This is a genomic window from Shewanella sp. SM74, assembly GCF_025653725.1.
Lineage (GTDB): Bacteria > Pseudomonadota > Gammaproteobacteria > Enterobacterales > Shewanellaceae > Shewanella > Shewanella oncorhynchi.
Map to the genome: position 1 here is coordinate 1 of NZ_JAKKRZ010000009.1, position 24,142 is coordinate 24,142.

Below are 24,142 nucleotides of genomic sequence, written 5' to 3' on the forward strand. Positions count from 1 at the left end.
CCACCCACCTAGGTTCATCCAATCGCGGAAGGCCCGAAGGTCCCCTCCTTTCCCCCGTAGGGCGTATGCGGTATTAGCAGTCGTTTCCAACTGTTATCCCCCTCGACTGGGCAGATCCCTAGGCATTACTCACCCGTCCGCCGCTCGCCACCTCAGRAGTAAACTCCCTTGTGCTGCCGCTCGACTTGCATGTGTTAGGCCTGCCGCCAGCGTTCAATCTGAGCCATGATCAAACTCTTCAATTAAAGTTTTGTTGCTTCCGTCTTKCGACTTCAGCGGCTCAATGAATTCTACTGTTTGATTCGCTTTGCTCACTAAGAAGCATCGCGTTTCAAYTCATACATTACTGTATGTACATATTACTATGAACACTCAGTCACGYTTCTCGTTGAKGAGAATGACTTGAAAACATTGATTTAAATTTTTGACTGCYAACCCGAAGRTTAAGCAGTTTCGATTAACTCAACACCTGTGAGTGTCCACACAGATTTGCTTGATAAATTGTTAAAGAGCATGGTTAGCAGCTTATTCAGCGTTTAACCCTTGACCCCGCTGGGTCAGTGGATGCGCATTATAGGGATGTCAGATTTTACCGCAACCCCTTTGGCGCGAATAATTACGAAAAACGATTCAAGCGCACACTTTTTAAACTAAAAGTGTGTTTTAACGCCAATTTTATCGAATTTGTGCTGGATTAAGGTAAAAAGATGAGGTTAACCCAGCGCTAGAAATGACAAGAGCCAACTTATTGGTTAGCTCTTTATGCCATGTTAGATCGCTTTTAACGCAAGCTTCCATTCAACAAGAGCAATAACCCACGCTACTGGCTACTGTGATAGTAGCTACTTGAGATGAACTTATAAGCAAATGTTTATCTGCTTATAAGTAGTCGCGTAGCGACTAGCCTAGGCTTTTTAAGTAAGCCGGCACATCGGCAATACTGTCGAGTACCACTGTGGCATCACTGTCATCAGCAATAACCTTACCACTGCGCACTAATATGCGTGTGGTCACGCCCGCCGCTTTCGCTGCCTGCATATCTTCGGCTTTGTCGCCAACCATGACTGAGTGCGCTAAGTCGATTTTTAAGAATTGCGCCGCATCATTAAGCATACCCGGCTTAGGTTTGCGGCAATCACAATCGACCTTATATTCCCCTATACCTTTTTCGGCATGGTGCGGGCAATAGTAAATACCATCGAGCTCGACCCCTTTGTCGGCAAAGTTCCAATCCATCCACTCCGTTAAGCTGTGGAATTGATCTTCTGTATACATGCCACGGGCAATACCGGATTGATTAGTGACGACAACTAACTTGTAGCCCATTTCTTTTAAAGAGAGGCAAGATTCAAACACACCGTCAATATATTCGAAGTCATCCACTAGGTGGACATAACCATGGTCTTTGTTAATCACACCATCACGGTCTAAAAATACTGCTCGACTCACTGTAATACTCCCAAATCGCCTAAGGCGTTATCGCGCTATTATTCCATTCATTATCAGAAATTGCACCGCTGAAGTTATGCTTTTAGTGCTAAATTGCGCGTTAGTGATATTTCGTGACTGTACAGGCAAATCTCTATGTACAGCTTGTGTCTATGCGAGATAGCAATTGTCCCACCAAATTAGAGTCCAAAAAATCCAGCAGTGAAATGTGTAATTGCACTGTTTTAATCAAAATACTCAATCGAAGAAGCTGAACAGCGTTTTTACAAATAATTGCCAGCGTTGCCATCGAAGCCACTCGCAAGTAATGCGCTTCAAATCGTAAGAGAAAACCACAAAAAACCCCGTCGTTTGGACATTGTTAGTCTCTTAGATGCTGCACTCAATCAAGCATTTCCCTTTATTTGTGGTGTTTTTAACGGTAATCTTGGGCAAATAACGAGAAAATACCCGAAATAGACGGAAATAATGAGTCGAACTACGCCTATCGTCCACAAAACCCGCACCCAGTTAGTTGTGGAAGTGCTCAGAGAGAGAATTCTTTCAGGTGACATAGCCGCAGGAGAACCCCTCAGACAAAGTGCCTTGGCTGAAGCGTTAAATGTCAGCCGTATTCCGGTGAGAGAAGCATTATTGCAACTCGAAGCCGAAGGACTCGTTAAGTTTGAGCCCCATAAAGGTGCGACTGCGACCGTGTTATCCGTCGAACAAGTCACCGAACTTTTTGAATTACGTGCAATGATCGAAACCGATCTGCTTGCGAAAGCGATCCCACGACTTCAAGAGGCTGATTTAGAAAAAGCAGAACGTGTACTCGAGCAATTGGAGTCGGCCTTCAAACATGAAGATGCCGTCGCCAGTTGGAGCGAGTTGAATACGCAATTTCACACTTGCTTATATCAGGCGGCTAATCGCCCACACACCCTTGAGGTTGTTCACGGCCTCAATACTAATTGTGATAGATACATTCGTTTGCAGTTATTGCTCGCGGGGGGAATTCCTGCCGCAGAGCATGAGCACAGGGCTTTGCTCAACCACTGCAAACTGAGAGAAACAGAAAAAGCGACGGCGCTACTGCGTCATCATATTCTGCATGCCGCAATGACAATTCGAGATCTCGTCGCCAAACAGGTGGTCTAGATCACGGACGGCCATTAGAGTTGCCGATAAGCTTTGTTGTCGATTCAAGGCAGCGCTCAGGTTCTGCCTTTTTTATTTGAGAGAAACCACCATGCAGTACGCCACTATCACAGGTTGGGGCAAATGTGTTCCACCAGCCACGCTGACCAACGATGATCTTGCTACCTTTATCGAGACATCCGACGAATGGATCAAATCTCGCACAGGGATCAGCCAACGCCATATCAGTCATGTAAATACCTCTGAACTTGCTTCAGTTGCAGCAAAACGTGCGCTCGCAGCAGCAGGTATTGATGGCAGTGAAATCGACATGATCATTCTGGCCAGTGCCAGCCCAGACACTTTGATCCCAAATATTGCATCCACTGTACAAGCTAATATTGGCGCCAGTTGTGCCGCATTCGATATCAATGCTGCCTGCAGTGGCTTCTTATATGGCTTAGGTTTAGCCAGCTCACAAATCAAGAGTGGCCAGAGCAAGAAAGTATTAGTCATTGGTGCTGAACGTTTATCTTTCTATTTAGATTGGTCGCGCCGCGAAACTGCAGTGCTATTTGGTGATGGTGCGGGTGCCGTTGTGGTTGAAGCGACAGATGTTGCCGGTGGCGTGCTCGGTTATGAACTGAATAACGATCCTGAAGGTCGTGACATTCTTAAAGCGGGCTTTGGCACGGCGATGGACAGATTCTCAGCCGACTCATTGGACTTTTTCATTGAATTCGATGGCCAAGAAATCTTCAAGCGTGCGATTAACGGAATGAATAAATTGAGCACTAAAGTGCTTGAAAAATGTGGTGTTGATAAGGATGAAGTGGATCTCGTGATCCCGCATCAAGCCAACGAACGTATTATTGATACCTTAGTTAGCCGAATGAAAATCCCGAAAGAAAAAGCCTTCGTGAACATCGCTAATTATGGCAATACCTCGGCGGCGACGATTCCAATTGCGATTTGTGATGCGTTAGAACAAGGCATTATCAAGCCGAATCAAACCATACTCTCTTGTGCCTTTGGCGCAGGCTTAACCTCTGCTGCACTCTTGCTGCAATGGGGAAATCGCGTCACACCTATCAATATCAGTGATGCCGAGTTACCGCCTTGTGACAAAACAGGCATAGAGTTAGTTAAACGCGCTGTAGATTATTTTTGTAAGCCGTAAACGGTTTCTGCAAAACGATTACATAGTGTTCCACTAAAACAAAAAGCCATCTTAAGCGATGGCTTTTTTAGTTTATGACTACAGAACTTATTCATTCAACTTGCTAATGATCATCTCATCCCAATAGATAGCTTGATTAAAATGTTCGGCGAGTTTTTGATTTAACTCGTTAAAGCCTTTAATCACGCCTTCGCTGCCACTAATACAAGACCAGGCAAATCGATGGCAATTATTGTCGAATAAATCGTATTCCCGATACTGATAAATCGCCTGTTCAGCGCGGGGCAACACAGAGTCGGCAATAAGAGGCTGATGTTGGTGATTACAGGCAAGATAGATTTGGCTACCGGTCCGTCCCGCTAAAAAACGCTTTACCGATACAGCTCGCACCAGCCCTGAGCCATGTAACTCTACGAGGCAATCATCACCAAGCCAAATGCCAGTATGCTCAATCACGCCAAAAACATAACAACAGACGATACTGCCAGGAATTGGCGATACTTGTTTTAATCCCTTTTGCCATTGACTCGGCGGTGCCACCATAGCGCGATTGGCAACGGGGTACTTAGGGGCCTTACCGAGTAATCTGTCACGCTCAAGCTGTTGACGCTGCTGGCGCTCATCGGCCAGCAAAACCGCACCGATTACGGCACCACCCACCCAAAGTAAAGGTAACGGCATCATATTCTCCTACACACTCAACTTAGTAGAGTGAAGTACAAGTTGGTTGGATTGCCAAGTTAACGGCAGGTTGAATTCGAACAGAGGATTAAATGTAAACTGAGTTTAGCTTGTCAGTGATTAACCTAAGATGAAATCCAGATGAAACCAATCCATCTCAAATGAATTCACTCACCACAAAGAGTGATTTCTGTTAGCACTGACTAAGTCGATTTTTGCAGTAAATCAGCCACAGTAAGCTTTGCCGCACCGCCCATAGCAGCCATTTGCGCAAGTAATAATTCCCCACAAGCTAAGGCATCGGTCAGCGCGCTATGGGCCGTATAAATGGGTAAACCGTAACGCTCGCGACAAGCGCCAAGGCGCAAACTCCCCTCTTTAATCACTGAGTGCTCCCGTAGTAAACGGTGCTTTTCAACCATTAAAGTATCGATTGCAGGTAAAACAATGGCTTGATGATAAATCGTTAATAAATCCTGCTGTAAAAAACGACAATCTAAAGGGGCATGATGTGCCACCAGCACACGGCCATAGGTTTGATTGATAAACCAGCCCATGGCTTCCTCAATGGTGACAGCTTGCACCAAATGATTATCAAGAATGCCGTGGATCGTCGCACTTTGGCCTACACTACCGCGAATTTGCACTAACTTTTGCTCGGCGCGTGCCAACGGGATCTCACCGCGCTCAATCGGCACCAATCCAATGCTGAGAATTTGATCTTGCTGTGGATTGAGCCCTGTCATCTCCAAATCCATCGCCGTTAACGGCGCTTCGGATAACGGCATTGCCAGTAGAGGCAACAGCGACTGATAATAGCCTTTAAATAAATGATGTTGGCAACGCAGCGCCCGCCAATTGAGCTGAGTTTTCAGCAACAATGTATTCATATCAAAAGCTTCGCATAAATTTCATCTTCATCCCCGCCTGCGCCTCATGTACGACTTTAAAAGCGTCACGTAACTGATGACGAACCAGCGAAGATAAATGCCCAGGCAGCAAATAATTACTCACCTCTACCCCTTGATTATGTTGATAACCTTGGTTCGATAACCGCATATGGGCGATAAACTCATGGGCATCAGCCAAATTGAGCGCATCTTGCCGATTGAGAATATTCGCATCCATCAAGGCACGAATACGTTTTGCAGTATTCACTTCTTTAATGCCCGCAGACAAGGCATAGACACGGGCAATATCGTTAATCAAAGCATTACCTTTATGCTTCAAATCTATGCCTTTAACTTCGCTACCATCCCGCTCGAGTACAAATTTGCGGAAAAATCCTAGCGGCGGTGACTCCACCAACGAATTGCCTGTCATACCCGCGAGGAAAATATCGTTATCGCGGGTTTGAGCCAAGACTTTATCCTGTAAGGCATCAAACAGGGTTTGTGGACCGTAAACCGATCGCATATCGAAGAAGATGCTGGCGTGCATTAACGCCTTAGGCTCAGGCGTTATGACCCATTTTTCAAATACCTGTTGCCACTGTTTGAGTGACATCCGCCATTGGGGATTTTGCGCCATAATATTGCCGGGACAAAATTCATAACCGCATTGGTCAAGCCCTGCGCACACGGCATGGGTTAAGGCATCAAAATAACCTTTAGCAAAATCATCCATCTCTTCTGCGACTAACAAGCCATTATCTTGATCTGAACACGCAGCCTGATCTTGTCGTCCCTGCGAGCCAAATGCCAACCAGCAAAAGGCCATGGGCGGTTCACCGAGTAATTGCTGATTGAGCACAATTAATCGCCGCGTCAGCGCATCGGTGACAGAGGTTAACACTCGGCCAATTTCTTCAGCTCTGGCATCGGCACTAATAAGATTTTGCAGCAATAGGGGAATTTGCTTACTGACGCCAATTAAACTGGCAAGATCCTGCTGCCGTTCAATCTCACCAATCAACAGTAGCGGTTGTGAGCCCTGCCCGCGCAAGATGTCAGTACTGGTCACCATACCGATAGCTTTATCTTGATCGATAATAGGTAAGTGATGAATGTTATGCTCACTCATCAGCAGCATGGCTTCAAAAATCAAGGCATTGGAGGAGATCGAGATAGGTGAAACCGTCATGGCTTGATGCACAGCAACGCTGCCATCAAGCCCTGCTGCTAACACGCGATTACGCAAATCCTTATCGGTTAAGATGCCAACCAATTTATGATTATCCGTCACCAATAAGGACGATACTCGGCGATTTCGCATCAAGAGTGCCGCCTGAGTCACGCTAGCTTGGGCATCTATAACGATGGGAGTGGAAGACATCAAGGTACTTATCCGACTTGTGGTCGTCAGATCCTTTGCCTTAAAGCGGGCCTCATGGCGTAAACGCTTTGCGAAGGCGCGGGTAAAAAACTTATCGAAGTGACGACTCTCACTCCTAAGGCTATCAAACAAGGCTTGGGGCAGATGATAAACTAGACCGTCTTCAAGAATAGCGACTTTATTAACGACTTTTTCCCCTGATAACAAAGTAGAAAAGCCAAAAAACTCACCCTCGCCCACTCTATCCACCAACACGCCGTCAGGATCGCGCACTTCAAAGGCGCCGCTTCGCACCATATACAACTTAGGCGAATTCGCGTCGAAATTAACATAACCAGAGGCCTTGCTGTAATACCCAACAGTAACAGCCTTAGCGCAGCGCACGACGACATCCTCAGGTAGAGCATCAAAGGGCACAAGTCCCTGTAGAAATTGCACTACGGGTTGTAACTCACTGGCATTCATAGGCAACACCTTCTTTAGGCGAATTTTTACTGAGATGTCATCACTATAGCCTGCATTGTCGCTACGCTACATTCGACTAAAGTCAGCCGCAAGCATAATAAAGTGACTCCCCACAGAATCATAAAGGCTGGCCAAAAGAGCCATAAAAAAGAGCGCCGAAGCGCTCTATTGTGTTGGTACTCACCATTACGCAGTAAGGTTAGTGGCCGCTTGCTTCACCCGAACCTTTAGGGAAACGAATCGATTCAACCATCTCCTGAACATGCAGTGGTGTTGCCGCAGTGACTCGACTCACTATCGCTGCCACACCGAAGTTCACTAACATGCCTACCATACCAATACCTTCTGGTGAAATACCCAGGAACCAGTTAGCAGCTATGTTAGCCGTTGGATCAACAAACTTGAAGTAGATGATATAACCAGCAGTAAACAGCAGACCCGTTAACATACCAGCAATCGCACCTTCTTTATTCATTGTCTTAGAGAAAATACCCATAACAATGGCAGGGAACAGTGAGGAAGCCGCTAATCCGAAGGCGAATGCCACCACTGCCGCCACGAAACCAGGAGGGTTCACCCCAAAGTAACCCGCAATCACAATGCCAATACCTGCCGCCAAGCGAGCATATAGCAGCTCTTTTTTATCGGAAAGGTTAGGCATTAAATTCTTTTTCAATAGGTCGTGTGAAACCGACGTTGAAATCACCAATAGCAAGCCTGCAGATGTTGATAACGCAGCTGCTAAACCACCCGCCGCCACAAGGGCGATAACCCAAGCTGGTAAATTAGCGATTTCTGGCGTAGCAAGTACGATAATATCGTTATCAATCTTCATTTCATTTTTGCTAGCGGGATCTTCAATCTTACCTGACGAATAGTAAATTTTACCGTCGCCATTTTTATCATCCCACTTAATCAAACCGGTTTTTTCCCAGTTCTTAATCCAATCTGGTGCAGACTCATAAGCCACACCTTTAGAATCGGGACCGTTAATAGTTTCAATCATGTTCACGCGGGAGAACGCTGCTAACGCAGGCACTGTGGTGTACATAATCGCAATAAAAACAAGCGACCATCCGGCAGTGATACGTGCATCCTTCACTTTAGGTACAGTGAAGAAACGCACGATAACATGGGGTAAACCCGCAGTCCCCACCATCAAGGCACCCGTAATACAGAACACATCTATCATGCTCTTAGAACCGTCGGTGTAAGGTGCAAAGCCGAGCTCAACCGAAACGTTATTGAGTTTTTCTAACAAATACACACCGCTATTATTGCCAGCGGCATCCAGTAACTCAGCACCAAAACCAATTTGCGGTACTAAGTGGCCCGTCATCATCACTGAAAGGAAAATAGCCGGAACCATAAAGGCGAAAATCAGTACGCAGTATTGGGCAACCTGAGTGTAGGTAATCCCTTTCATACCACCGAGTACCGCGTAGAAGAACACGACCGCCATACCGATATATACGCCAGTATCCACCTCCACTTCAAGGAAGCGCGAGAACACAACACCCACACCGCGCATTTGCCCTGCAATATACGTAAAGCAAATAAAGATGGCACAGATAACCGCTACAGTACGTGCCGCCTGTGAGTAATAACGCTCACCGACGAAATCTGGCACAGTAAACTTACCAAATTTACGTAAATACGGTGCCATACAAAGGGCAAGCAATACGTAGCCGCCCGTCCAGCCCATCAAGTACACGCTACCATCGTAACCGACGAAAGACACAATACCCGCTAACGAAATAAATGACGCCGCTGACATCCAATCTGCCGCCGTTGCCATACCGTTCACCACAGGGTGAACACCGCCGCCAGCAACATAGAACTCTTTGGTTGAACCCGCACGGGTCCAGATTGCAATCCCAATGTAGAGCGCAAATGAGAGCCCTACGATAATATATGTGAGTGTTTGAACATCCATCTCAAAGCTCCTTAGTCTTCTTGTACGTTATATTTTTTATCTAAGGCGTTGGCTTTTGCCGCGTAGACAAAGATAAGCGCAACGAATACATACATAGATCCCTGTTGTGCAAACCAGAAACCTAATTTGAATCCCATGAAATGGACTTCATTGAGTACATCAACCAATAAAATGCCGCATCCAAAAGAAACTGCCGCCCAAATGGCTAATAAGCTCAGTACGAGACGAATATTCTCGCGCCAATAACCCTTTGCCTTGTCGTTGTTTTCAAAACCCATAGTGACTCCCCTGTGCTGTTTTAATTTTAAGTCATGTTTAATCTAGCAACAGCTGGTGTGAGCACAATCACGACTTTCGTCTAACCCGTGATTCAAAACACTGCCTGCAAATAGCGAATAGAAACAAATTCAAAGAGTTAACAATGATATTACATTTCGATACGGTTTTAACTTTTTTAACAGGTTAGACCAATGTCGAACATGAATGAGTGGGATGCGAATGGAGAAAGAGGATTTTCATCCAATAAATAGAAATAACTTATTGTCTGAACTAGGGAAATTAGAAATTTAAATGACCTTTAATACAGCTCTAGACTGGCTAAAAATCAGATGACTTGAGGTTTTTAGCCTAGATTATCGAGAGTTTTAATCATGAGTTTCTCAATCAATTAGAGACGTTAAATCTTTCATCAAACCTAGGTCAGCCCAATTGCTTACCGTTTCATTTCATCATGTTATTTCGTCAAAATGTTAGGGTTTGACTCACAGTCACCTTGCAGGTTAACAACAAAAAATAACCCAGCCTATGCTGGGTTACTCAATCTACCTTGAGGAAACGTGACTAAGCGTTACTCGCAACAAGCAACTTTCATCGCATGATACATCGCGTGCCGTCCGTCTATAAAATGCCGTTACTTCGCAGCTAAAAACTTCACTAACGCCGCCAATTCTTCTGCGGTATGTGCGGTTGAGGTCAGCATATAACGGCCATTAACCAGTAATGACGGTACCCCCTTGATCCCAGCAAGCTCAGCTTGAGAGTCATAATTCATTAGGGTGAATTTTGCATCGACGGAATTCATCGCGGCATCGACATCATCCACCCTAGCGCCTTGGGCAAGGAAAAAGGCTTTTACTTGCTCAAGGGTGGTAAATTGCTCACCTTTCTCATGAATTTGCTTAAAAATGGCACCATGGGTTTGCTTAGTCATCTTTAATTTTTGCGCCATATAATAGGCAAACTGGCTCAATTCCCAAGCGGGACGACCTGCACCAACGGGTGTACGCTCAAAGGCCACATCTTTGCCAAGCAGCTTTACTGTCGACTCAATGAGCGGTTCTTGCTTATAACAATGTGTGCAGTTATAAGAAAAAAACTCCCGCAGCACTGGCTTTTGCGTTTCGGTAATGCCCGCCACAGTGACATAATCCTTGCCTTCTTCGAAACTTGCAGCCTGCAGGGCAAAACTGGCACTCAGCATTAATCCGCACGCAAATACTGCTATAGGTCGAACTCGATTAAACACGCCCATTATATTGTCTCTTTTTATTCGTCATTTGTTTAAATAAATAAGGATTACACATTTGCTAAAGCAAATTTGGAACCCAAAGATAACCTAAAAGTTCGACTTTTACCTTTTACAGTAATGAACCTTTCTCAACATGCCGCTAGCATATCCAGCGGCGAAACATACTGATATCGAAAGCCTAAATCTGTGACAATCGCGTCAGCTTGGATGACTTTACTCGGCATAGATTGTTGATTAAATTCTGGCGCGACTAAACCTAGAGATTCGGCAGCAGCTTGATAAAACTCAGCTTTAGTCGGATGTGAAGGTGCGCAAAGATTATAAATCGGCGCCACTGATAATCCAGAATGAGTTGCCGCGAGAATGGCGCTAACGGCGTGCACACAGTCACTAAGATGGACTAAATTTACCGCGACATTCGCCCCACTCACATCAGTTTTTCCAGCAAGAAAACGCCCAGGATGACGTTTAGGACCGACGAGTCCAGCAAAACGAACGATACAGGTATGGGGCAATGCTTGAAATAAAGCTTCAGCATCTAATAGCACTTGGCTATCGCTTGATTCTGCTATCGCATCGGCTTCTGTCATCAATTTATCTTGGGTCGGATATACGCCCGTAGTGCTGATAAACACAATCCGCTGATATTGCCAGCCTTGAGTTAATGCGATGAGTTGTTGTAATTCTTCAAGATAAGCGGCATTACCACGCTTTAATCGGGGAGGAATATTGACCACTAAATAATCGGTCTGAAATAAACCGCTTAACGCCTGAGCATCGGGGGCAGATGATGCTTCGTGGCCCAATTGCAGCGGATAGGCTTCAATCCCGACTTCAGTTAATACCGATAATTCTTCGGCACTGCGCTTACAGCCAGTGACTCGATAGCCCTCATGGACAAGTTGCTTTGCCAAAGCAAAACCAAACCAACCACAACCGACCAAAGCAACACTGGATTTTACTGTGCTGTTTTCTGCTTTTACATTCGCCATATTAGCCCTAAGGGAATCACATCAGCGGATAGAATACGGAACTTAGCGCATAAGATTCAAGTTTGTAGCGAACTAAAATAAAAACTAATCCCTTTATCGACTTGTAAGGTACGAATAGCCCCCTCGGACAACTCTTCCGCCTTGATGGCTTTTTGTACTGTCACGCCTTCATTACTTAAAAAACGCAGCGATGGTTCACTGCCATCCTCTTTGCAGGCCCACACTTGGGGTTGACTCACATCTTTAGTCGTCATCATGACTTTTGCGATACAGCCATCGGAGAGTTTCACTATGGTTCCTGGTGGATAAATACCGAGAATTTTAACCAAAATAGCGATTAAAGATTCGGCATGTTTAGTGGCCCGATTCTTAAACAAATAACCTAAAGCGACTTGAGGGGAGGATATTTGTTGACCACTGAGCTGTTGATCGTAGTCATTTGCCAAACTCACGATCTGCGTAATGATAGGAATTTTATGATCAGTTAACCCATCAGGGAAACCTGAACCGTCAATAAACTCATGGTGGTGTAGCACAATGTGGAGTACTTCTTTAGGGAATAATCCGGAACGATTGAGCATGTCATAGGCGAAATTAGGGTGCATTTGCAGATAATTTGACTCATGAGGTGTTAAGGCTCCGCGCTTACGGCGAATAACATCAGGTACCTTAAGTTTTCCAATATCATGTAACAAACTACCAAGAGCAATATCACGCAGTTCCCTTGGGCTTAAATCCAGTGCATGACCCATCATCATTGCTAATACTGCCACAGAGACCCCGTGCTGGGTCACACTGACATCGTTATCATCCATTCCGACCAAAGTGAGGAAAGGTTTTTCAACTTCCTGCAAATGGCTTAGCAAGTCTTCTACCAATGACGCCGACAATCGATAGGCACCTTCGGGATCACTGGCTATCTTGCCAAATACATTTCGGCAGTTATTTACATTCTCAAGGAAACGCTTTTGGCTTAAACGTATCGCCTTACGGGTATCGGCCTTAAGATCCCGCTCAGGTGGAACTTCAATTTCATCTTCAACATCCTCATCTTCCCTAACAGTCTCCGATCCGGGATTCAATTCAGATAACAAAAAAACATAGGGAACGCCTAAGCCACGGATCATTTCGATTTGAGCGGCACTGCTAATATCAACACGGTTAAATAAAAAAGGGTGGTTCGTCCATGACAAAGGCAACTTGACTCTCATGCCAAGTTGAATTTCTGACAGTAACAACTTTTTTTGAGGTACTTTTGCCACGCAATATGACTCCTTTCAAATGTAATGTGGATATAAACAGATGACCTCATCTGCGTATCCAACAGGGCACATTTAAGCTAAGTACATATAACTATAGATGATTCAAAGCATTCAATGGAGAAATAAGGTAAAAATCCTTATCAAACTGAGGGATAGAACACATCGTCATGTGCCCCACCGCTCAGTTCTAAATAAAGTTATTATATAACAATACGATAAAAACTAAGGCTGAAGTTCTTGAGCTTCTTCTTTTGGCCAATCACGGAGGTAATAACTGAGTCGCTTCGATTTAATAAGATAAATACTCGACCAAAACAACATTAAAGCATCTAAAGCAAGACTCCAATGAAACAGAAATTGGCTATGGATTAACCGCTGACCCAACAAAACGCCATCAATCATCAACAGCAACCACAACCCCCATTTTAAATGCACAAAAATCGGTCTTAACCATTGGGGCGAACGTCGACGTTCAGCTATCACCACAAGATAAATCAAAACCGCGCCAAGTCCCGCCCCGATTGCTAGCAAAAAATCTGACTTTTCAGGGTAAAAAATCCGCACTAACTCAGAACGATCACCCATCTGAGTCAGCGAGGCGATAAAAATACACCAACCACGCGCGAGATAAGCCAAAAGCGCATATAAAAAGATGGGCGGTTTAATGTGGCCTTTATCATCGAGCCAAGTGATGTGACTAAAATTCAAATAGGTTTCCAATCAGCAAAATCTAAAACAGCATATCAAGGAGATGGTGCCAATCGCAGTTAATTCAATAGCCAAAGCAGATAATCTTTCCGCACCGTGATTATTTTCAGACAAAAAAATAGCGCCTTGGGCCAGGCACTATTTAATATCGGCTATTCGACGGTATTCACCCCTTGATACAAGGCTGCAGCCGCTACAGCCAGCATTGAATCAACATCAAGCCAACGCTCTCTCAACTGACGCCAATCAAGCGTTCGCGGCGAGAAGTGCTAACAGCTCGTCTTCATCCATCACTTTAACACCAAGCTCCTGCGCTTTAGCCAGTTTTGAACCTGCCGCCTCACCTGCCACTAAACAATCGGTATTTTTGGAGACACTGCCTGCCACTTTCGCCCCCAGCGCCTGCAACTGAGCTTTAGCATCATTGCGATTGAGCTGATTTAAGGTGCCAGTCAATACCCAAGTTTGGCCTTTAAGCGGCTGTGCATCTGCACTAGGTGCTTCAATGGCAGGCCAATGAACACCTGCAGCAACTAAAGCATCAATAACTTCAAGGTTATGGGGCTGGGCAAAAAAATGGGCCACATGCTGTGCAACAACAGCACCAACATCTTCCACTTCGGTTAACTGCTCCACAGTTGCCACCCGCAGCGCATCTAGACTGGCAAAGTGCGCCGCCAGGTTTGCTGCCGTCGCCTCGCCCACTTCGCGAATACCTAAGCCATATAAGAAACGCGCAAGAGTGGTGGTTTTGGCCGCTTCAATCGCGGCAGCTAAATTGGTTGCCGACTTCATCCCCATGCGGTCAAGCATAGTCATCATAGAAGCGGTGAGCTTAAACAGATCCGCAGGACTTTGAACTAACTCTTTATCAATCAATTGCTCAACGACTTTGTCGCCCATGCCATCGATATCTAAAGCCTTGCGGGATGCAAAATGCTTAATCGCTTCTTTACGCTGCGCTTCGCAGAATAAACCACCGCTACAGCGCGCCACAGCCTCACCTTCTAGGCGCTCAACTAAACTGCCACATACAGGACAATTGTGCGGAAATACAATGTCTGTCGCCGTTTCAGGGCGTCTTTCGGGCACTATGGCAACAATTTGTGGGATAACATCGCCAGCGCGGCGGATGATCACTGTGTCACCGACTTTAATGCCTAAGCGGGCAATTTCATCGGCATTGTGCAGCGTCGCATTCGATACCGTCACGCCACCAACAAACACTGGCTTTAAGCGTGCTACTGGCGTGACAGCACCTGTGCGGCCCACTTGAAAATCAACGCCTTCAAGTTGGGTCATTTCTTCCTGTGCGGGGAACTTATAAGCAATCGCCCAGCGGGGTGATTTAGCCACAAAGCCTAAACGTTGCTGCTGGGCAATGTCGTTAACTTTCATCACTACCCCATCAATTTCAAAGGCTAAATCGCCGCGACGAGTAAGAATGTCTTTGTAGTAGTCATAGACTTGGCTTAGTTCAGCGCAGACTTTAATTTCGCTACTTACGGGTAAACCCCACGATTTAAGCTGCTGTAACTGCTCGAAATGGGTTTTAGCTAACGGATGGGAATCCGGCTCCACCACACCGAGCGCATAGGCATAAAAAGCCAATGAACGGGCAGCAGTAATTTTACTGTCAAGTTGTCGCAAGCTACCGGCTGCTGCGTTACGCGGATTCACGAAGAGTTTTTCATCTTTGGCGCGCGCCCTGTCATTCAAAGCTTCAAAAGCGGCTTTTGGCATAAAAGCCTCGCCGCGTACTTCAACGAGTTCAGGGAAGTCATTACCACGTAATTTAAGCGGGATCGATTTAATGGTTTTAACATTTTCAGTGATGTCTTCACCCACTGAACCATCGCCGCGCGTCGCCGCACGCTCGAGCACACCATGGCGATACAAGATACTCACGGCAAGGCCATCAAGTTTAGGCTCACAACAAAAGCTCACCTCACCCACTTTATCGGTGACACGCTTATGGAAAGCACTGAAATCCGCCTCATCGAAGGCGTTATCTAGGCTTAACATAGGCTTAAGGTGTGTGATTTGATCAAATTTGGCGAGCGCTAATCCGCCCACCCTTTGAGTCGGTGAATCAGCGACAATCAAATGGGGATACAAGGCTTCTAACTTGAGTAAACGCTGCATCAACCTGTCGTACTCAGAATCGGTAATGCTCGGAGCATCGTCCACATAGTAACGAATGTTGTGCTCGTTCAGCGATTGGCTGAGCGCCTGCATCACCTGCGATGCGTTTTCTGGGGTGACGTCTTTAGACAGAAGTGTATCGAGTTGAATGTCTTGCATATTCTTTATCCAGAATTCTTTAGATCACAAAAAGTAGATCACAAAAAATGAGGCCGCAATAGCGGCCTCATCAATCTATTAACCGCCAAGTTGCGGCGTCGGCTTAAGCGTTAGCGCGAATGCGATGTAAATAATCTTGCTTAGTGAACTCACCCCAAGGTTGGCGTTGTCCGTCAAGCACGACCGCATCGATATCATCCGCAAGTTGGCGCGCCGAGTTAAGCATAATCGAGAAGTTCATTAGGGCGTCACCGTAACAAGGCAAAGTCATGAAAAACACCACTCCTTGGGTACTGAACTGCTCCATATTATCAGGATCAAACACGCCAGGCTTTAGCATATTCGCTATCGAGAACAATACTTTACCATTGCCAGCATTATCTACATGGCGATGGAAAATATTCATATCTCCATATTTAAAATTCAAGGTTAAGAAACAAGGTAGCAATTCGGCGCCGTTAAGCTGTAGACCCTCTTTAGCGACCACGTGTAATACCAGTACGTCGCGTGGTTCACCTAACTCATCTTCAGCGGCTTGTTCGACAACCTCTTCTTGATAGCTATCTTCTTTATATTCATTTTCGTCAAACAAGGCCGTTTGCTGCGGAACTGCACTACGTAACGCATGTTCCTGCTCAGCCGCTTTTTGCGCTACGATAGCCGCATGGGATTGACCCATTGGCGGAGTTTGCATGCTCGCTTGAGTGTTCAAAACGGGCTCTTGACGCGAGACTTTCGGGCCACGGTGTTGCTCTTTTGCCACGGGTGGCTGCAAGCTAAAATCAGGCTGAGCTATCACGGGCTCGTGTTTAGGGCCAACTTTCAACTCTGGTTTAAATTCTGTTGATTTAAACTCTTGTGGTTTAAATTCAGGCTTAGGTTCTAGCTTTACTTCCTGCTTCAAATAAGGATTGGCCGCAGGAGTTTCGTTGTTAGGTGCAAGTTCACCGGCTTTGCGCACGCGTACGGCGCCAATACCATCGGCATCAAACCCTTCTGAATCGATCCGCTTCGGACTCGGCTCACCTTTCTCAGCCTGTTTCTTATAAAAGTTGCTCATTGGGCTATCTTTCAATGATTTAGGCTGTTGTCTTCTGATAGACCAAAATCCATGCACCAGCACAGCAACTATGGCTATGGCGCCTAAAACGAACAATACTAGTTGCAAATCTTCCATTGGTTACCCTGTCTTTCTTCTAGTTATCCAGCGTCAGCCATCGCCACCGCTTGCTCTATGTCTACCGCAACTATACGAGACACACCTGGCTCGTGCATAGTCACGCCAATAAGTTGATCCGCCATTTCCATGGTTATTTTGTTATGGCTGATATAAATAAACTGTACGCTCTGTGACATTTCTTTTAGCAATCGACAGAAACGTTCTACGTTGGCATCGTCTAATGGCGCATCCACTTCATCTAACATACAGAAGGGAGCAGGATTCAGCCTAAAAATGGCGAATACCAATGATAAAGCGGTTAAGGCTTTTTCACCACCCGAAAGAAGATGGATTGTGCTGTTCTTCTTCCCCGGTGGTTGGGCCATGATAGTCACGCCCGTTTCTAGCAAATCGTCGTCAGTTAACGCTAAATAAGCTCGGCCGCCACCAAACACTTTCGGAAATAAGCGTCCGAGATCTTCGTTGACTGAATCAAATGTCGTCTTAAAGCGGCTTCGGGTTTCCTTATCTATTTTACGGATCGCTTCCTCTAAGGTTGCAAGCCCTTTATTTAAATCGTCATCTTGATGATCAAGATAAGATTTTCGCTCACTTTGCTGTTCAAATTCTTCGATCGCCGCAAGGTTAATGGCACCTAAACGAACAATTTTCTGCCGTATTTGATCTAAATCACTCTGCCACTTGTCTGGCATCCCCTCTGCGGGCAAGTTTCCAAGGATTTCAGACAGAATGATTTGCTGTTCCTGTAAGGCTTCCAGCTGACTATTCGCTTGGCCTTTTATTCCTTCACGACGTAACTTTAACGTGCTCAGGCTTTGAGTCAAGTCCTCAAGCTTACCAAGCTCTTGTTTTTGCTTTATTCCTATACTGTTTAATGTGTCTGTGAGCACACTTTGCTGCTGACGAACCTCTTTTAAGCCCTGTTGTTGCTCATGTTGTTGCTTTAGTAACTGCGTTAACTGCTCTGTCAGCTGCACACTATTTTGCACCCCACTCAATTGGGCAACTTTGGCAAGTTCTGTTAACACAGACTCGCGGGAGTGGATGAGTTCATTGACACGCACTTGCTGTAATTCAATTTGCTCCGCGCTCACGGCCATGCGCATCGTCACGGCTTGCAAACCCGTCGCAATGGCTGATAATTGACGTTCTACCTCAGTAATACGCCCTTTTAATGCTTGATGGCGCACACTATCGGCCTGTGTGCCTTGGATGAGTTGCCGCTGAATATCTTCACTAGCCTGCAGCGTCTCATCGAGCTCCATTTCTTGTTCTGCTAATACTTCGCATTGCTCGCTTAAGCGTTCAATATCAATCAAACTCGTACTTAAAGCCGCGTCGAGTTTACTTTGCTGTTCGACACGCGCCTTCACTTGCTCGATTAAACCACTGAGCTGCATCGACTTAGTCGCTTTGTCTAACTGCAATTGATGTAATTTTTGCGCGCCATCAGTCAGTTGCAGTCTTTGTTGCTGCAAAATAGCCGCAAGATCTGTCATCTTGTCTTGCCGAATCTGCAGGGATTGTTGCAAATCGAGGATATTTTGCGCTAACTGAGCTTGCTCTTTACTGAGTTGCACCAGTGACTGGGCGCCCTCTGTTTTCGTGATTAAAAAACCTTGTCCCAGTAGATAACCGTCGGCAGTGACAATCCGTTGATCGGATGTTAGCTGTGGCAGCAGTTCTTTCGCTGCATGGATATCCTTTGCCCACTTAAGCCCCGCTAACCAAGGGGCGAGATTCACCTTAGCCTGTAAAAATTCACTTTGGCTTGATTGTGACGCTAACGCTTGAAACCCCATTTCAGTTTCAGTGACGCCAACGGGCAAGGTCAACAAGCCATTAAGGGCGAGTTCCGCCGCAGTTTCCCAACCATTTTCAACGGTTAAACTCTGCCATAACTGCGGTTTATCACTCTGCTGTTCTTGCTTAGTCAACCATTGTTCAACCAGCTCATGGCGCGCTTTAGTCGCGGTTAATTGCTGCTGAATTTGCTCAGCGCTATGGCGGGCTTCATCTAAGGCTTGCGTACTTACACTTACACTTTGTTCTTGCAGATGATTAATTTCATTTTGCAGTGTGAGCGCATCATCCAAAGACTCAATATCTTGCTGCAATGGTGTAATACTCGATGCGAGATCACCGTCCATTAACGCCGAAAGTTGCGCCTGCTGCTCACGACTTTGCTGCTGTTTGTGTTGCAGTAATTGCTGCTGATGCGCTAACTGGCTGCGACGCAGTTCAAGCTGCAACTTATGCTGAGAAACATCCGCTGCCTGTTGGCGCGCCACTTCGGCCTGCTGCTGACTGCGTTCTATGCTCATTTCCCATTGGGATTGCAGCTCATCCATGAGCTCTTGTTGCTCATCATGCTGTGGCCCAAGCTTGGCAAGCTCAAGCTCTAACGCGCTAAGACTCGCTTTATAGCCGTTAAGCTTATCGGTGTTTTGTTGGATCTGCTCTTTGACTTGCGCCAACTGGGTTTCGAGCTGGGCGTCGCGCTGCTTTTGATTCTGTAGCTGTTGCTCTAACTTAGCGATTTCAGTACCAGTCAGATAATAGGCTTCAACCGATCGCTGCTCTTGCTCCGCCAGTTGCGCGAGTTGCACTTGCAATTCAGTGGTTTGTAATTCATCGGTTTGCGCGAGTGACTGCGCCGCCGCTTGCTGCACTTCAATAGCACTTATCTGCTCAGATAGGCTCGCCATCTGATCTTGCAACTCTTGATAGCGCATCACAAGGAGTTCAGCATGGGTCTTACGCTCGGCCTGTTTAAGCTCACGATATTGTTTAGCAGCTTTAGCCTGCTGTGCGAGTTTATCTAACTGCTTACCGAGTTCACTGCGAATATCGCCCAAACGTTCGAGGTTTTCACGGGTATGACGAATACGGTTTTCAGTTTCGCGCCGACGCTCTTTATAGCGGGAAATCCCAGCGGCTTCCTCAATAAAGGTGCGCAAGTCTTGGGGTTTAGATTCAATCAGGCGGGAAATAGTGCCTTGCTCGATAATGGCATAGCTTCGCGGACCAAGACCTGTGCCCATAAACAAGTCGGTAATGTCTTTACGACGACACTTTTGACCATTGAGAAAATACCAAGACTCACCATCGCGACTCACCTGGCGCTTAACGGCGATTTCTTCATAACTGGCATACTGACCAGCGAGGCGACCTTCTTTGTTTTCAAAAATAAGTTCAACACCCGCCACAGACACAGGTTTTCGCGCGCTTGAACCGTTAAATATCACATCGGCCATAGAATCACCGCGTAGGTGCTTCGCCGAGCTTTCACCGAGCACCCAACGCACGGCATCGATCACGTTCGATTTACCGCAGCCATTTGGGCCAATAATGGCGGTTAATGCCTGTAAAAAAGGAATTTTCGTGGGATCGACAAACGACTTAAAGCCGGCAAGTTTTATCTGTTTTAATCTCATGGTGCCAGTTAGCGCGTCTCTGAAGTCTGGCCCGAAAATGAGCCGAGCGGTGCAAATGCATTCTGCTGGCAACTTTAACAAAGCAGGCAGCATTTTGTAACGCTTTTTATTGAATTCATGCGGCTTTTAGCTTGTCATCTGTCCATGAGTTGATCACAATCGCATATAGCTGTCGCTTAACTTTTTGGAAAAACGATATGACACAGAAAAAAAACTTGCCCTTCCCAGCCAAAAGTGGCGTTAATTATTTTCTCGATGGCTTTGGTTTAATCACACGTAAAGGCCTGCGCACTTTCGTATTTATTCCGTTAATGATTAACCTTCTGCTGTTTGCTGGCGTCATTTATGTAGCCATAGGCCAGTTAGATACGCTATTCACTTGGATGAATGCCCAGCTCCCTGAGTACTTAAGCTGGTTAAACTTTTTACTTTGGCCACTCGCCGTCACCACTATGCTGGTGATGCTTGCTTTTGTATTTAGCTCCGTCATGAACTGGCTCGCCGCCCCCTTTAATGGTCTGTTGGCTGAAAAAGTCGAGCAGCTGTTAACTGGTAAGCAGCTGAATACCGGTTCTGGTATTGATTTAATCAAAGACTTACCGCGTATCCTTGGACGTGAGTGGATCAAACTCAAATACTATCTGCCCCGCGCACTGGTATTTTTGTTATTGTTTTTAGTGCCTATGGTAGGCCAGACGCTGGCGCCGATTTTATGGTTTCTGTTCAGCGCTTGGATGATGGCGATTCAGTACTGCGATTATCCCTTCGATAACCACAAGGTCAGTTTTAAAGATATGCGCTTTGCATTGAATCAAACCCGTGGCACCAGTTTTAGCTTTGGCGCCACTGTGACGCTATTTTCGATGATCCCCATAGTCAACTTTATCGTCATGCCAGTGGCGATTTGTGGCGCGACGGCCATGTGGGTCGATAAGTATCGTGAAGCGTATCGCAACCATGCCATCGCACCCGAGTAGTAACACCAGCAGTGCTGAGTCATGGCTCAGCACTGCTCCCCAATTTTTTTAAACCCAATAATCCAATCATGTTTCGCCTCGTCAAAATCAACGCAAACCTTGTAACAATTACTCGCTATTGTTAACTTCACGTTTTCTGGCAAAATGCGCGCCACGAATGTGTTATTTGAGTCTTTTTTGTTGAAATCAATCTTAGCCATCATCTTATCTAGTCTAGCTTTTCTACCTGTAACTTGCCTTGCTGGCTATGCCAGCCAATTTCAGTTAGCTATTCCAACACTTAACAGTGCTGCCAATATCGACGGTGAGTTGGACGATGCCATTTGGCAACAAGCCGCAGTCACAGAGCTCAAATACGAAACCCAACCAGGGGAAAACATTGCCGCATTAGTGAAAACCGAGGCGCGAGTCTATGCGACTAAAACCAGTCTTTTTGTAGCATTTACTGCCAAAGACATTAATCCCAAACTCATTCGAGCAACACTTAAGGACAGAGACAAGCTGTGGAGTGATGATTTAGTCGGAATTAAACTCGATACTTTTAATAATGCCCGTTTAGCATACCAATTTTTTATTAATCCCCTTGGCGTGCAATTAGACTCAATTGAAAACGAACTAACGGGTGAAGAAAGCGAAGCATGGGATGGTATTTGGAAATCCGCAGGCAAGATCACCGCCGATGGCTATCAGGTCGAAGTTGAATTACCACTGAGACTGTTCAACTTTGACGACAAGAAAAGCCTACAAGAATGGGGCTTTGAGTTAATTCGTTATTATCCACGCAATGAAAAACATCGCCTATCGACCCATAAGATTGACCGTAATACGAGTTGTCAACTTTGTCAGTTAGGTGTGGCTTCTGGCTTGGCGGGGGCAGAACAAGGACGGGATGTACAAATCACCCCGACTTTTATCGCCAACCGTAACGAACATAAACAGGCGGATGGCTGGGAAGCTGATAACAATCTCGAGCCAGGTGTAGACTTGCGCTGGGGCATTAATTCCAGCACCTTACTCAATGCCACCATTAATCCCGATTTTTCCCAAGTGGAATCCGATGCTGGCCAGCTCGATGTGAACAGCACTTTCTCCTTGTTCTATGATGAGAAACGGCCGTTTTTTTTGGATAATAAAGACTATTTCGACACACAGGTGAATCTGCTGCACACCCGCAATATTGTTGCACCTGACTATGGTATCAAACTGACAAGTAAGAGCGATGATCACACCTTAGCTCTGCTAGCGAGTAACGATAGCCAAACCACGTTTTTGGTACCGGGAAATTTAAGCTCAGAGGTTGCCTCGCTTGATCAAGAAAGTGTGAACCTTGCGGGACGTTATCGTTTCGACATGAGCAAAACCTTCTCCATCGGTGGATTACTTACCGCGAAAACGAGCAGTGACAACACTCACAATGGTACAGCAAATAACCCACACTATGGGATTAACAGCCAACCCGATTACCACAACTATGTCATTAGTCTGGATGCGAAATATCAACCAACACCACAGGACAGTTTCACTGCGCAAGTGGCCCAATCAGATACTCAGTACCCCACGGGAGTTTATCGTCAATTTTGTACTGATACTGAAAATGACCCTAGTAATGGTTTGCCCTGTGGCCAATCTCAGCTTGATTGCGAACTCGGTCACTGCCAACTCAACGAACAAGTATTACGTAGCCAATCTGATAGCCGCTTTGGCGGCAATTTATATCAGTTAACCTTTAAACACGAAGAGCGAAATTGGTTTGCTTACAGTGAATACAACGCAGTTGATCCCGATTTTCGTGCCGATTTAGGCTTTGTCGAAAAAATCGATTACCGCACCTTTGAGGCTGGTGCGGGTTTGATTTGGTATCCTACGGGCACCTTTAACAAGGTGGAATTAGCGGGAGATTGGGATATCACTCATAACCAAGCAGGCGAACGACTTGAAGAAGAGTATGAAGCCTACATCGAAATCCTCGGCGCATTACAAAGCGAAATCACCTTTGGTGTAGAAACCCGTGAACGTGTGGGCCCTCGCCGCAATGCTTCACAGCTCACTATCGCCGGAAATAGTCAACTATATGATGAAACCCAAGTGTGGTTTTATGGCGCAGTAACCCCGTTATCGCCCCTGAGTATGGAGCTTGAAATGTACTACGGCGATGAAATTGATTTTATCAATGATAGGCTGGGCACTAAAACGCAAATGAACCCGAATATCAATTGGAAAATTGCTAATGGACTTTCTATCGATATCTCCCATCTTTATCAGCAAATGGATGTGGAACAAGGTGCGCTTTTTACCGCTAATCTGAGCGATGTACGCCTCAACTGGCAATTCAGTCTACACAGTTTTATTCGCCTTTCTAGCATTTACACCCGGATAAATCGCAATGTGGCGCAGTATTTATATTCGGCGCCTCAGAGTGAGGAAGCGCATTTAGGTAATGAACTCCTCTACGGTTATAAACTCAATCCGCAGAGTGTGTTCTACCTTGGATACTCTGATAGTTTGCAGGCTAATGATGAGTTAAGCCGCCTGACGCGGGACGAGAAAACCTACTTTATGAAGTTAAGTTACGCATGGCTGCTATAAACAATCATTGCCTTAAACAGAAAGCAACTTAGGCAAACAACTGACATAAAAAGCCCACATCTTC

17 protein-coding genes and 1 rRNA gene are annotated in these 24,142 nt (G+C 45.8%); 4 read left to right on the forward strand and 14 right to left on the reverse strand.

Annotated elements, in window-relative coordinates:
* Both L5M49_RS11160 and gmhB read right to left on the reverse strand, forming a co-directional pair.
* Window positions 1-245, reverse strand: a 16S ribosomal RNA gene (locus tag L5M49_RS11160); the annotation flags it as partial.
* A 655-nt stretch (window positions 246-900) separates the two neighbouring features.
* Window positions 901-1,449: a D-glycero-beta-D-manno-heptose 1,7-bisphosphate 7-phosphatase gene (gene gmhB / locus L5M49_RS11165; RefSeq protein WP_131523561.1), complete on the reverse strand. Its 549-nt coding sequence runs from the start codon at window positions 1,447-1,449 to the stop codon at window positions 901-903.
* Window positions 1,450-1,917: 468 nt separating this feature from the next.
* Here gmhB and L5M49_RS11170 point away from each other — a divergent pair, with 468 nt between their 5' ends.
* Together L5M49_RS11170 and L5M49_RS11175 are read left to right on the forward strand one after the other, a co-directional pair.
* The gene (locus L5M49_RS11170; RefSeq protein ID WP_028760950.1) at window positions 1,918-2,589 is read left to right on the forward strand and encodes a GntR family transcriptional regulator; all 672 of its coding nucleotides are present in this window, start codon (window positions 1,918-1,920) and stop codon (window positions 2,587-2,589) included.
* Window positions 2,590-2,680: 91 nt separating this feature from the next.
* Window positions 2,681-3,748 carry a ketoacyl-ACP synthase III gene (locus tag L5M49_RS11175; protein ID WP_263266079.1) on the forward strand — a complete coding sequence of 356 codons (1,068 nt, stop codon included), beginning with the start codon at window positions 2,681-2,683 and terminating at the stop codon, window positions 3,746-3,748.
* Window positions 3,749-3,835: 87 nt separating this feature from the next.
* Here the strand turns inward: L5M49_RS11175 and L5M49_RS11180 are convergent, their stop codons facing one another.
* The 12 genes from L5M49_RS11180 to smc all read right to left on the reverse strand — a co-directional run bounded on the left by L5M49_RS11180 (window position 3,836) and on the right by smc (window position 20,515).
* The gene (locus L5M49_RS11180; RefSeq protein WP_263266080.1) at window positions 3,836-4,429 is read right to left on the reverse strand and encodes a lecithin retinol acyltransferase family protein; all 594 of its coding nucleotides are present in this window, start codon (window positions 4,427-4,429) and stop codon (window positions 3,836-3,838) included.
* 203 nt (window positions 4,430-4,632) lie between these two features.
* A complete protein-coding gene (locus L5M49_RS11185; RefSeq protein ID WP_263266081.1) occupies window positions 4,633-5,319 on the reverse strand; it encodes an exonuclease domain-containing protein in 687 nt (228 codons plus the stop codon).
* Window position 5,320: 1 nt separating this feature from the next.
* Window positions 5,321-7,168 carry a DUF294 nucleotidyltransferase-like domain-containing protein gene (locus L5M49_RS11190; RefSeq protein WP_173497354.1) on the reverse strand — a complete coding sequence of 616 codons (1,848 nt, stop codon included), beginning with the start codon at window positions 7,166-7,168 and terminating at the stop codon, window positions 5,321-5,323.
* A 199-nt stretch (window positions 7,169-7,367) separates the two neighbouring features.
* Complete coding sequence (locus tag L5M49_RS11195) at window positions 7,368-9,104, reverse strand: sodium:solute symporter family protein (protein WP_028760955.1); 1,737 nt, start codon at window positions 9,102-9,104, stop codon at window positions 7,368-7,370.
* Window positions 9,105-9,115: 11 nt separating this feature from the next.
* Complete coding sequence (locus L5M49_RS11200) at window positions 9,116-9,382, reverse strand: DUF4212 domain-containing protein (protein WP_006082142.1); 267 nt, start codon at window positions 9,380-9,382, stop codon at window positions 9,116-9,118.
* A gap of 632 nt (window positions 9,383-10,014) precedes the next feature.
* A complete protein-coding gene (locus tag L5M49_RS11205; RefSeq protein WP_168824137.1) occupies window positions 10,015-10,635 on the reverse strand; it encodes a thiol:disulfide interchange protein DsbA/DsbL in 621 nt (206 codons plus the stop codon).
* A 125-nt stretch (window positions 10,636-10,760) separates the two neighbouring features.
* The gene (locus tag L5M49_RS11210; protein WP_168824139.1) at window positions 10,761-11,624 is read right to left on the reverse strand and encodes an NAD(P)-binding domain-containing protein; all 864 of its coding nucleotides are present in this window, start codon (window positions 11,622-11,624) and stop codon (window positions 10,761-10,763) included.
* A 56-nt stretch (window positions 11,625-11,680) separates the two neighbouring features.
* Window positions 11,681-12,886 (reverse strand): HD-GYP domain-containing protein, encoded by a 1,206-nt coding sequence (locus L5M49_RS11215; protein WP_131523554.1) that lies wholly within the window; start codon window positions 12,884-12,886, stop codon window positions 11,681-11,683.
* A gap of 222 nt (window positions 12,887-13,108) precedes the next feature.
* Window positions 13,109-13,594 (reverse strand): DUF2919 domain-containing protein, encoded by a 486-nt coding sequence (locus L5M49_RS11220; protein ID WP_263184822.1) that lies wholly within the window; start codon window positions 13,592-13,594, stop codon window positions 13,109-13,111.
* A 246-nt stretch (window positions 13,595-13,840) separates the two neighbouring features.
* Window positions 13,841-15,898: an NAD-dependent DNA ligase LigA gene (ligA, locus tag L5M49_RS11225; RefSeq protein ID WP_263266082.1), complete on the reverse strand. Its 2,058-nt coding sequence runs from the start codon at window positions 15,896-15,898 to the stop codon at window positions 13,841-13,843.
* Between the two features lie 103 nt (window positions 15,899-16,001).
* Window positions 16,002-17,075 (reverse strand): cell division protein ZipA, encoded by a 1,074-nt coding sequence (gene zipA, locus L5M49_RS11230; RefSeq protein WP_263266083.1) that lies wholly within the window; start codon window positions 17,073-17,075, stop codon window positions 16,002-16,004.
* A gap of 23 nt (window positions 17,076-17,098) precedes the next feature.
* Window positions 17,099-20,515 (reverse strand): chromosome segregation protein SMC, encoded by a 3,417-nt coding sequence (gene smc, locus L5M49_RS11235; protein ID WP_263266084.1) that lies wholly within the window; start codon window positions 20,513-20,515, stop codon window positions 17,099-17,101.
* 197 nt (window positions 20,516-20,712) lie between these two features.
* On the opposite strand from smc, the gene cysZ reads away from it, so the two are divergent.
* Window positions 20,713-21,492: a sulfate transporter CysZ gene (gene cysZ, locus L5M49_RS11240; protein ID WP_263178560.1), complete on the forward strand. Its 780-nt coding sequence runs from the start codon at window positions 20,713-20,715 to the stop codon at window positions 21,490-21,492.
* A gap of 144 nt (window positions 21,493-21,636) precedes the next feature.
* The gene (locus L5M49_RS11245; RefSeq protein WP_263266085.1) at window positions 21,637-24,078 is read left to right on the forward strand and encodes a carbohydrate binding family 9 domain-containing protein; all 2,442 of its coding nucleotides are present in this window, start codon (window positions 21,637-21,639) and stop codon (window positions 24,076-24,078) included.
* The last annotated feature ends 64 nt before the right edge of the window (window positions 24,079-24,142 follow it).

What these genes read in the sequence shown, in the direction of transcription:
- L5M49_RS11180 (WP_263266080.1), bottom strand. Translation starts at nt 4,429, where the DNA reads ATGCCGTTACCTTTACTTTGGGTGGGTGGTGCCGTAATCGGTGCGGTT.
- L5M49_RS11175 (WP_263266079.1), top strand. Translation starts at nt 2,681, where the DNA reads ATGCAGTACGCCACTATCACAGGTTGGGGCAAATGTGTTCCACCAGCC.
- L5M49_RS11210 (WP_168824139.1), bottom strand. Translation starts at nt 11,624, where the DNA reads ATGGCGAATGTAAAAGCAGAAAACAGCACAGTAAAATCCAGTGTTGCT.
- ligA (WP_263266082.1), bottom strand. Translation starts at nt 15,898, where the DNA reads ATGCAAGACATTCAACTCGATACACTTCTGTCTAAAGACGTCACCCCA.
- L5M49_RS11200 (WP_006082142.1), bottom strand. Translation starts at nt 9,382, where the DNA reads ATGGGTTTTGAAAACAACGACAAGGCAAAGGGTTATTGGCGCGAGAAT.
- L5M49_RS11190 (WP_173497354.1), bottom strand. Translation starts at nt 7,168, where the DNA reads ATGAATGCCAGTGAGTTACAACCCGTAGTGCAATTTCTACAGGGACTT.
- smc (WP_263266084.1), bottom strand. Translation starts at nt 20,515, where the DNA reads ATGAGATTAAAACAGATAAAACTTGCCGGCTTTAAGTCGTTTGTCGAT.
- cysZ (WP_263178560.1), top strand. Translation starts at nt 20,713, where the DNA reads ATGACACAGAAAAAAAACTTGCCCTTCCCAGCCAAAAGTGGCGTTAAT.
- L5M49_RS11170 (WP_028760950.1), top strand. Translation starts at nt 1,918, where the DNA reads ATGAGTCGAACTACGCCTATCGTCCACAAAACCCGCACCCAGTTAGTT.
- L5M49_RS11205 (WP_168824137.1), bottom strand. Translation starts at nt 10,635, where the DNA reads ATGGGCGTGTTTAATCGAGTTCGACCTATAGCAGTATTTGCGTGCGGA.
- L5M49_RS11245 (WP_263266085.1), top strand. Translation starts at nt 21,637, where the DNA reads ATGCGCGCCACGAATGTGTTATTTGAGTCTTTTTTGTTGAAATCAATC.
- L5M49_RS11185 (WP_263266081.1), bottom strand. Translation starts at nt 5,319, where the DNA reads ATGAATACATTGTTGCTGAAAACTCAGCTCAATTGGCGGGCGCTGCGT.
- zipA (WP_263266083.1), bottom strand. Translation starts at nt 17,075, where the DNA reads ATGGAAGATTTGCAACTAGTATTGTTCGTTTTAGGCGCCATAGCCATA.
- L5M49_RS11195 (WP_028760955.1), bottom strand. Translation starts at nt 9,104, where the DNA reads ATGGATGTTCAAACACTCACATATATTATCGTAGGGCTCTCATTTGCG.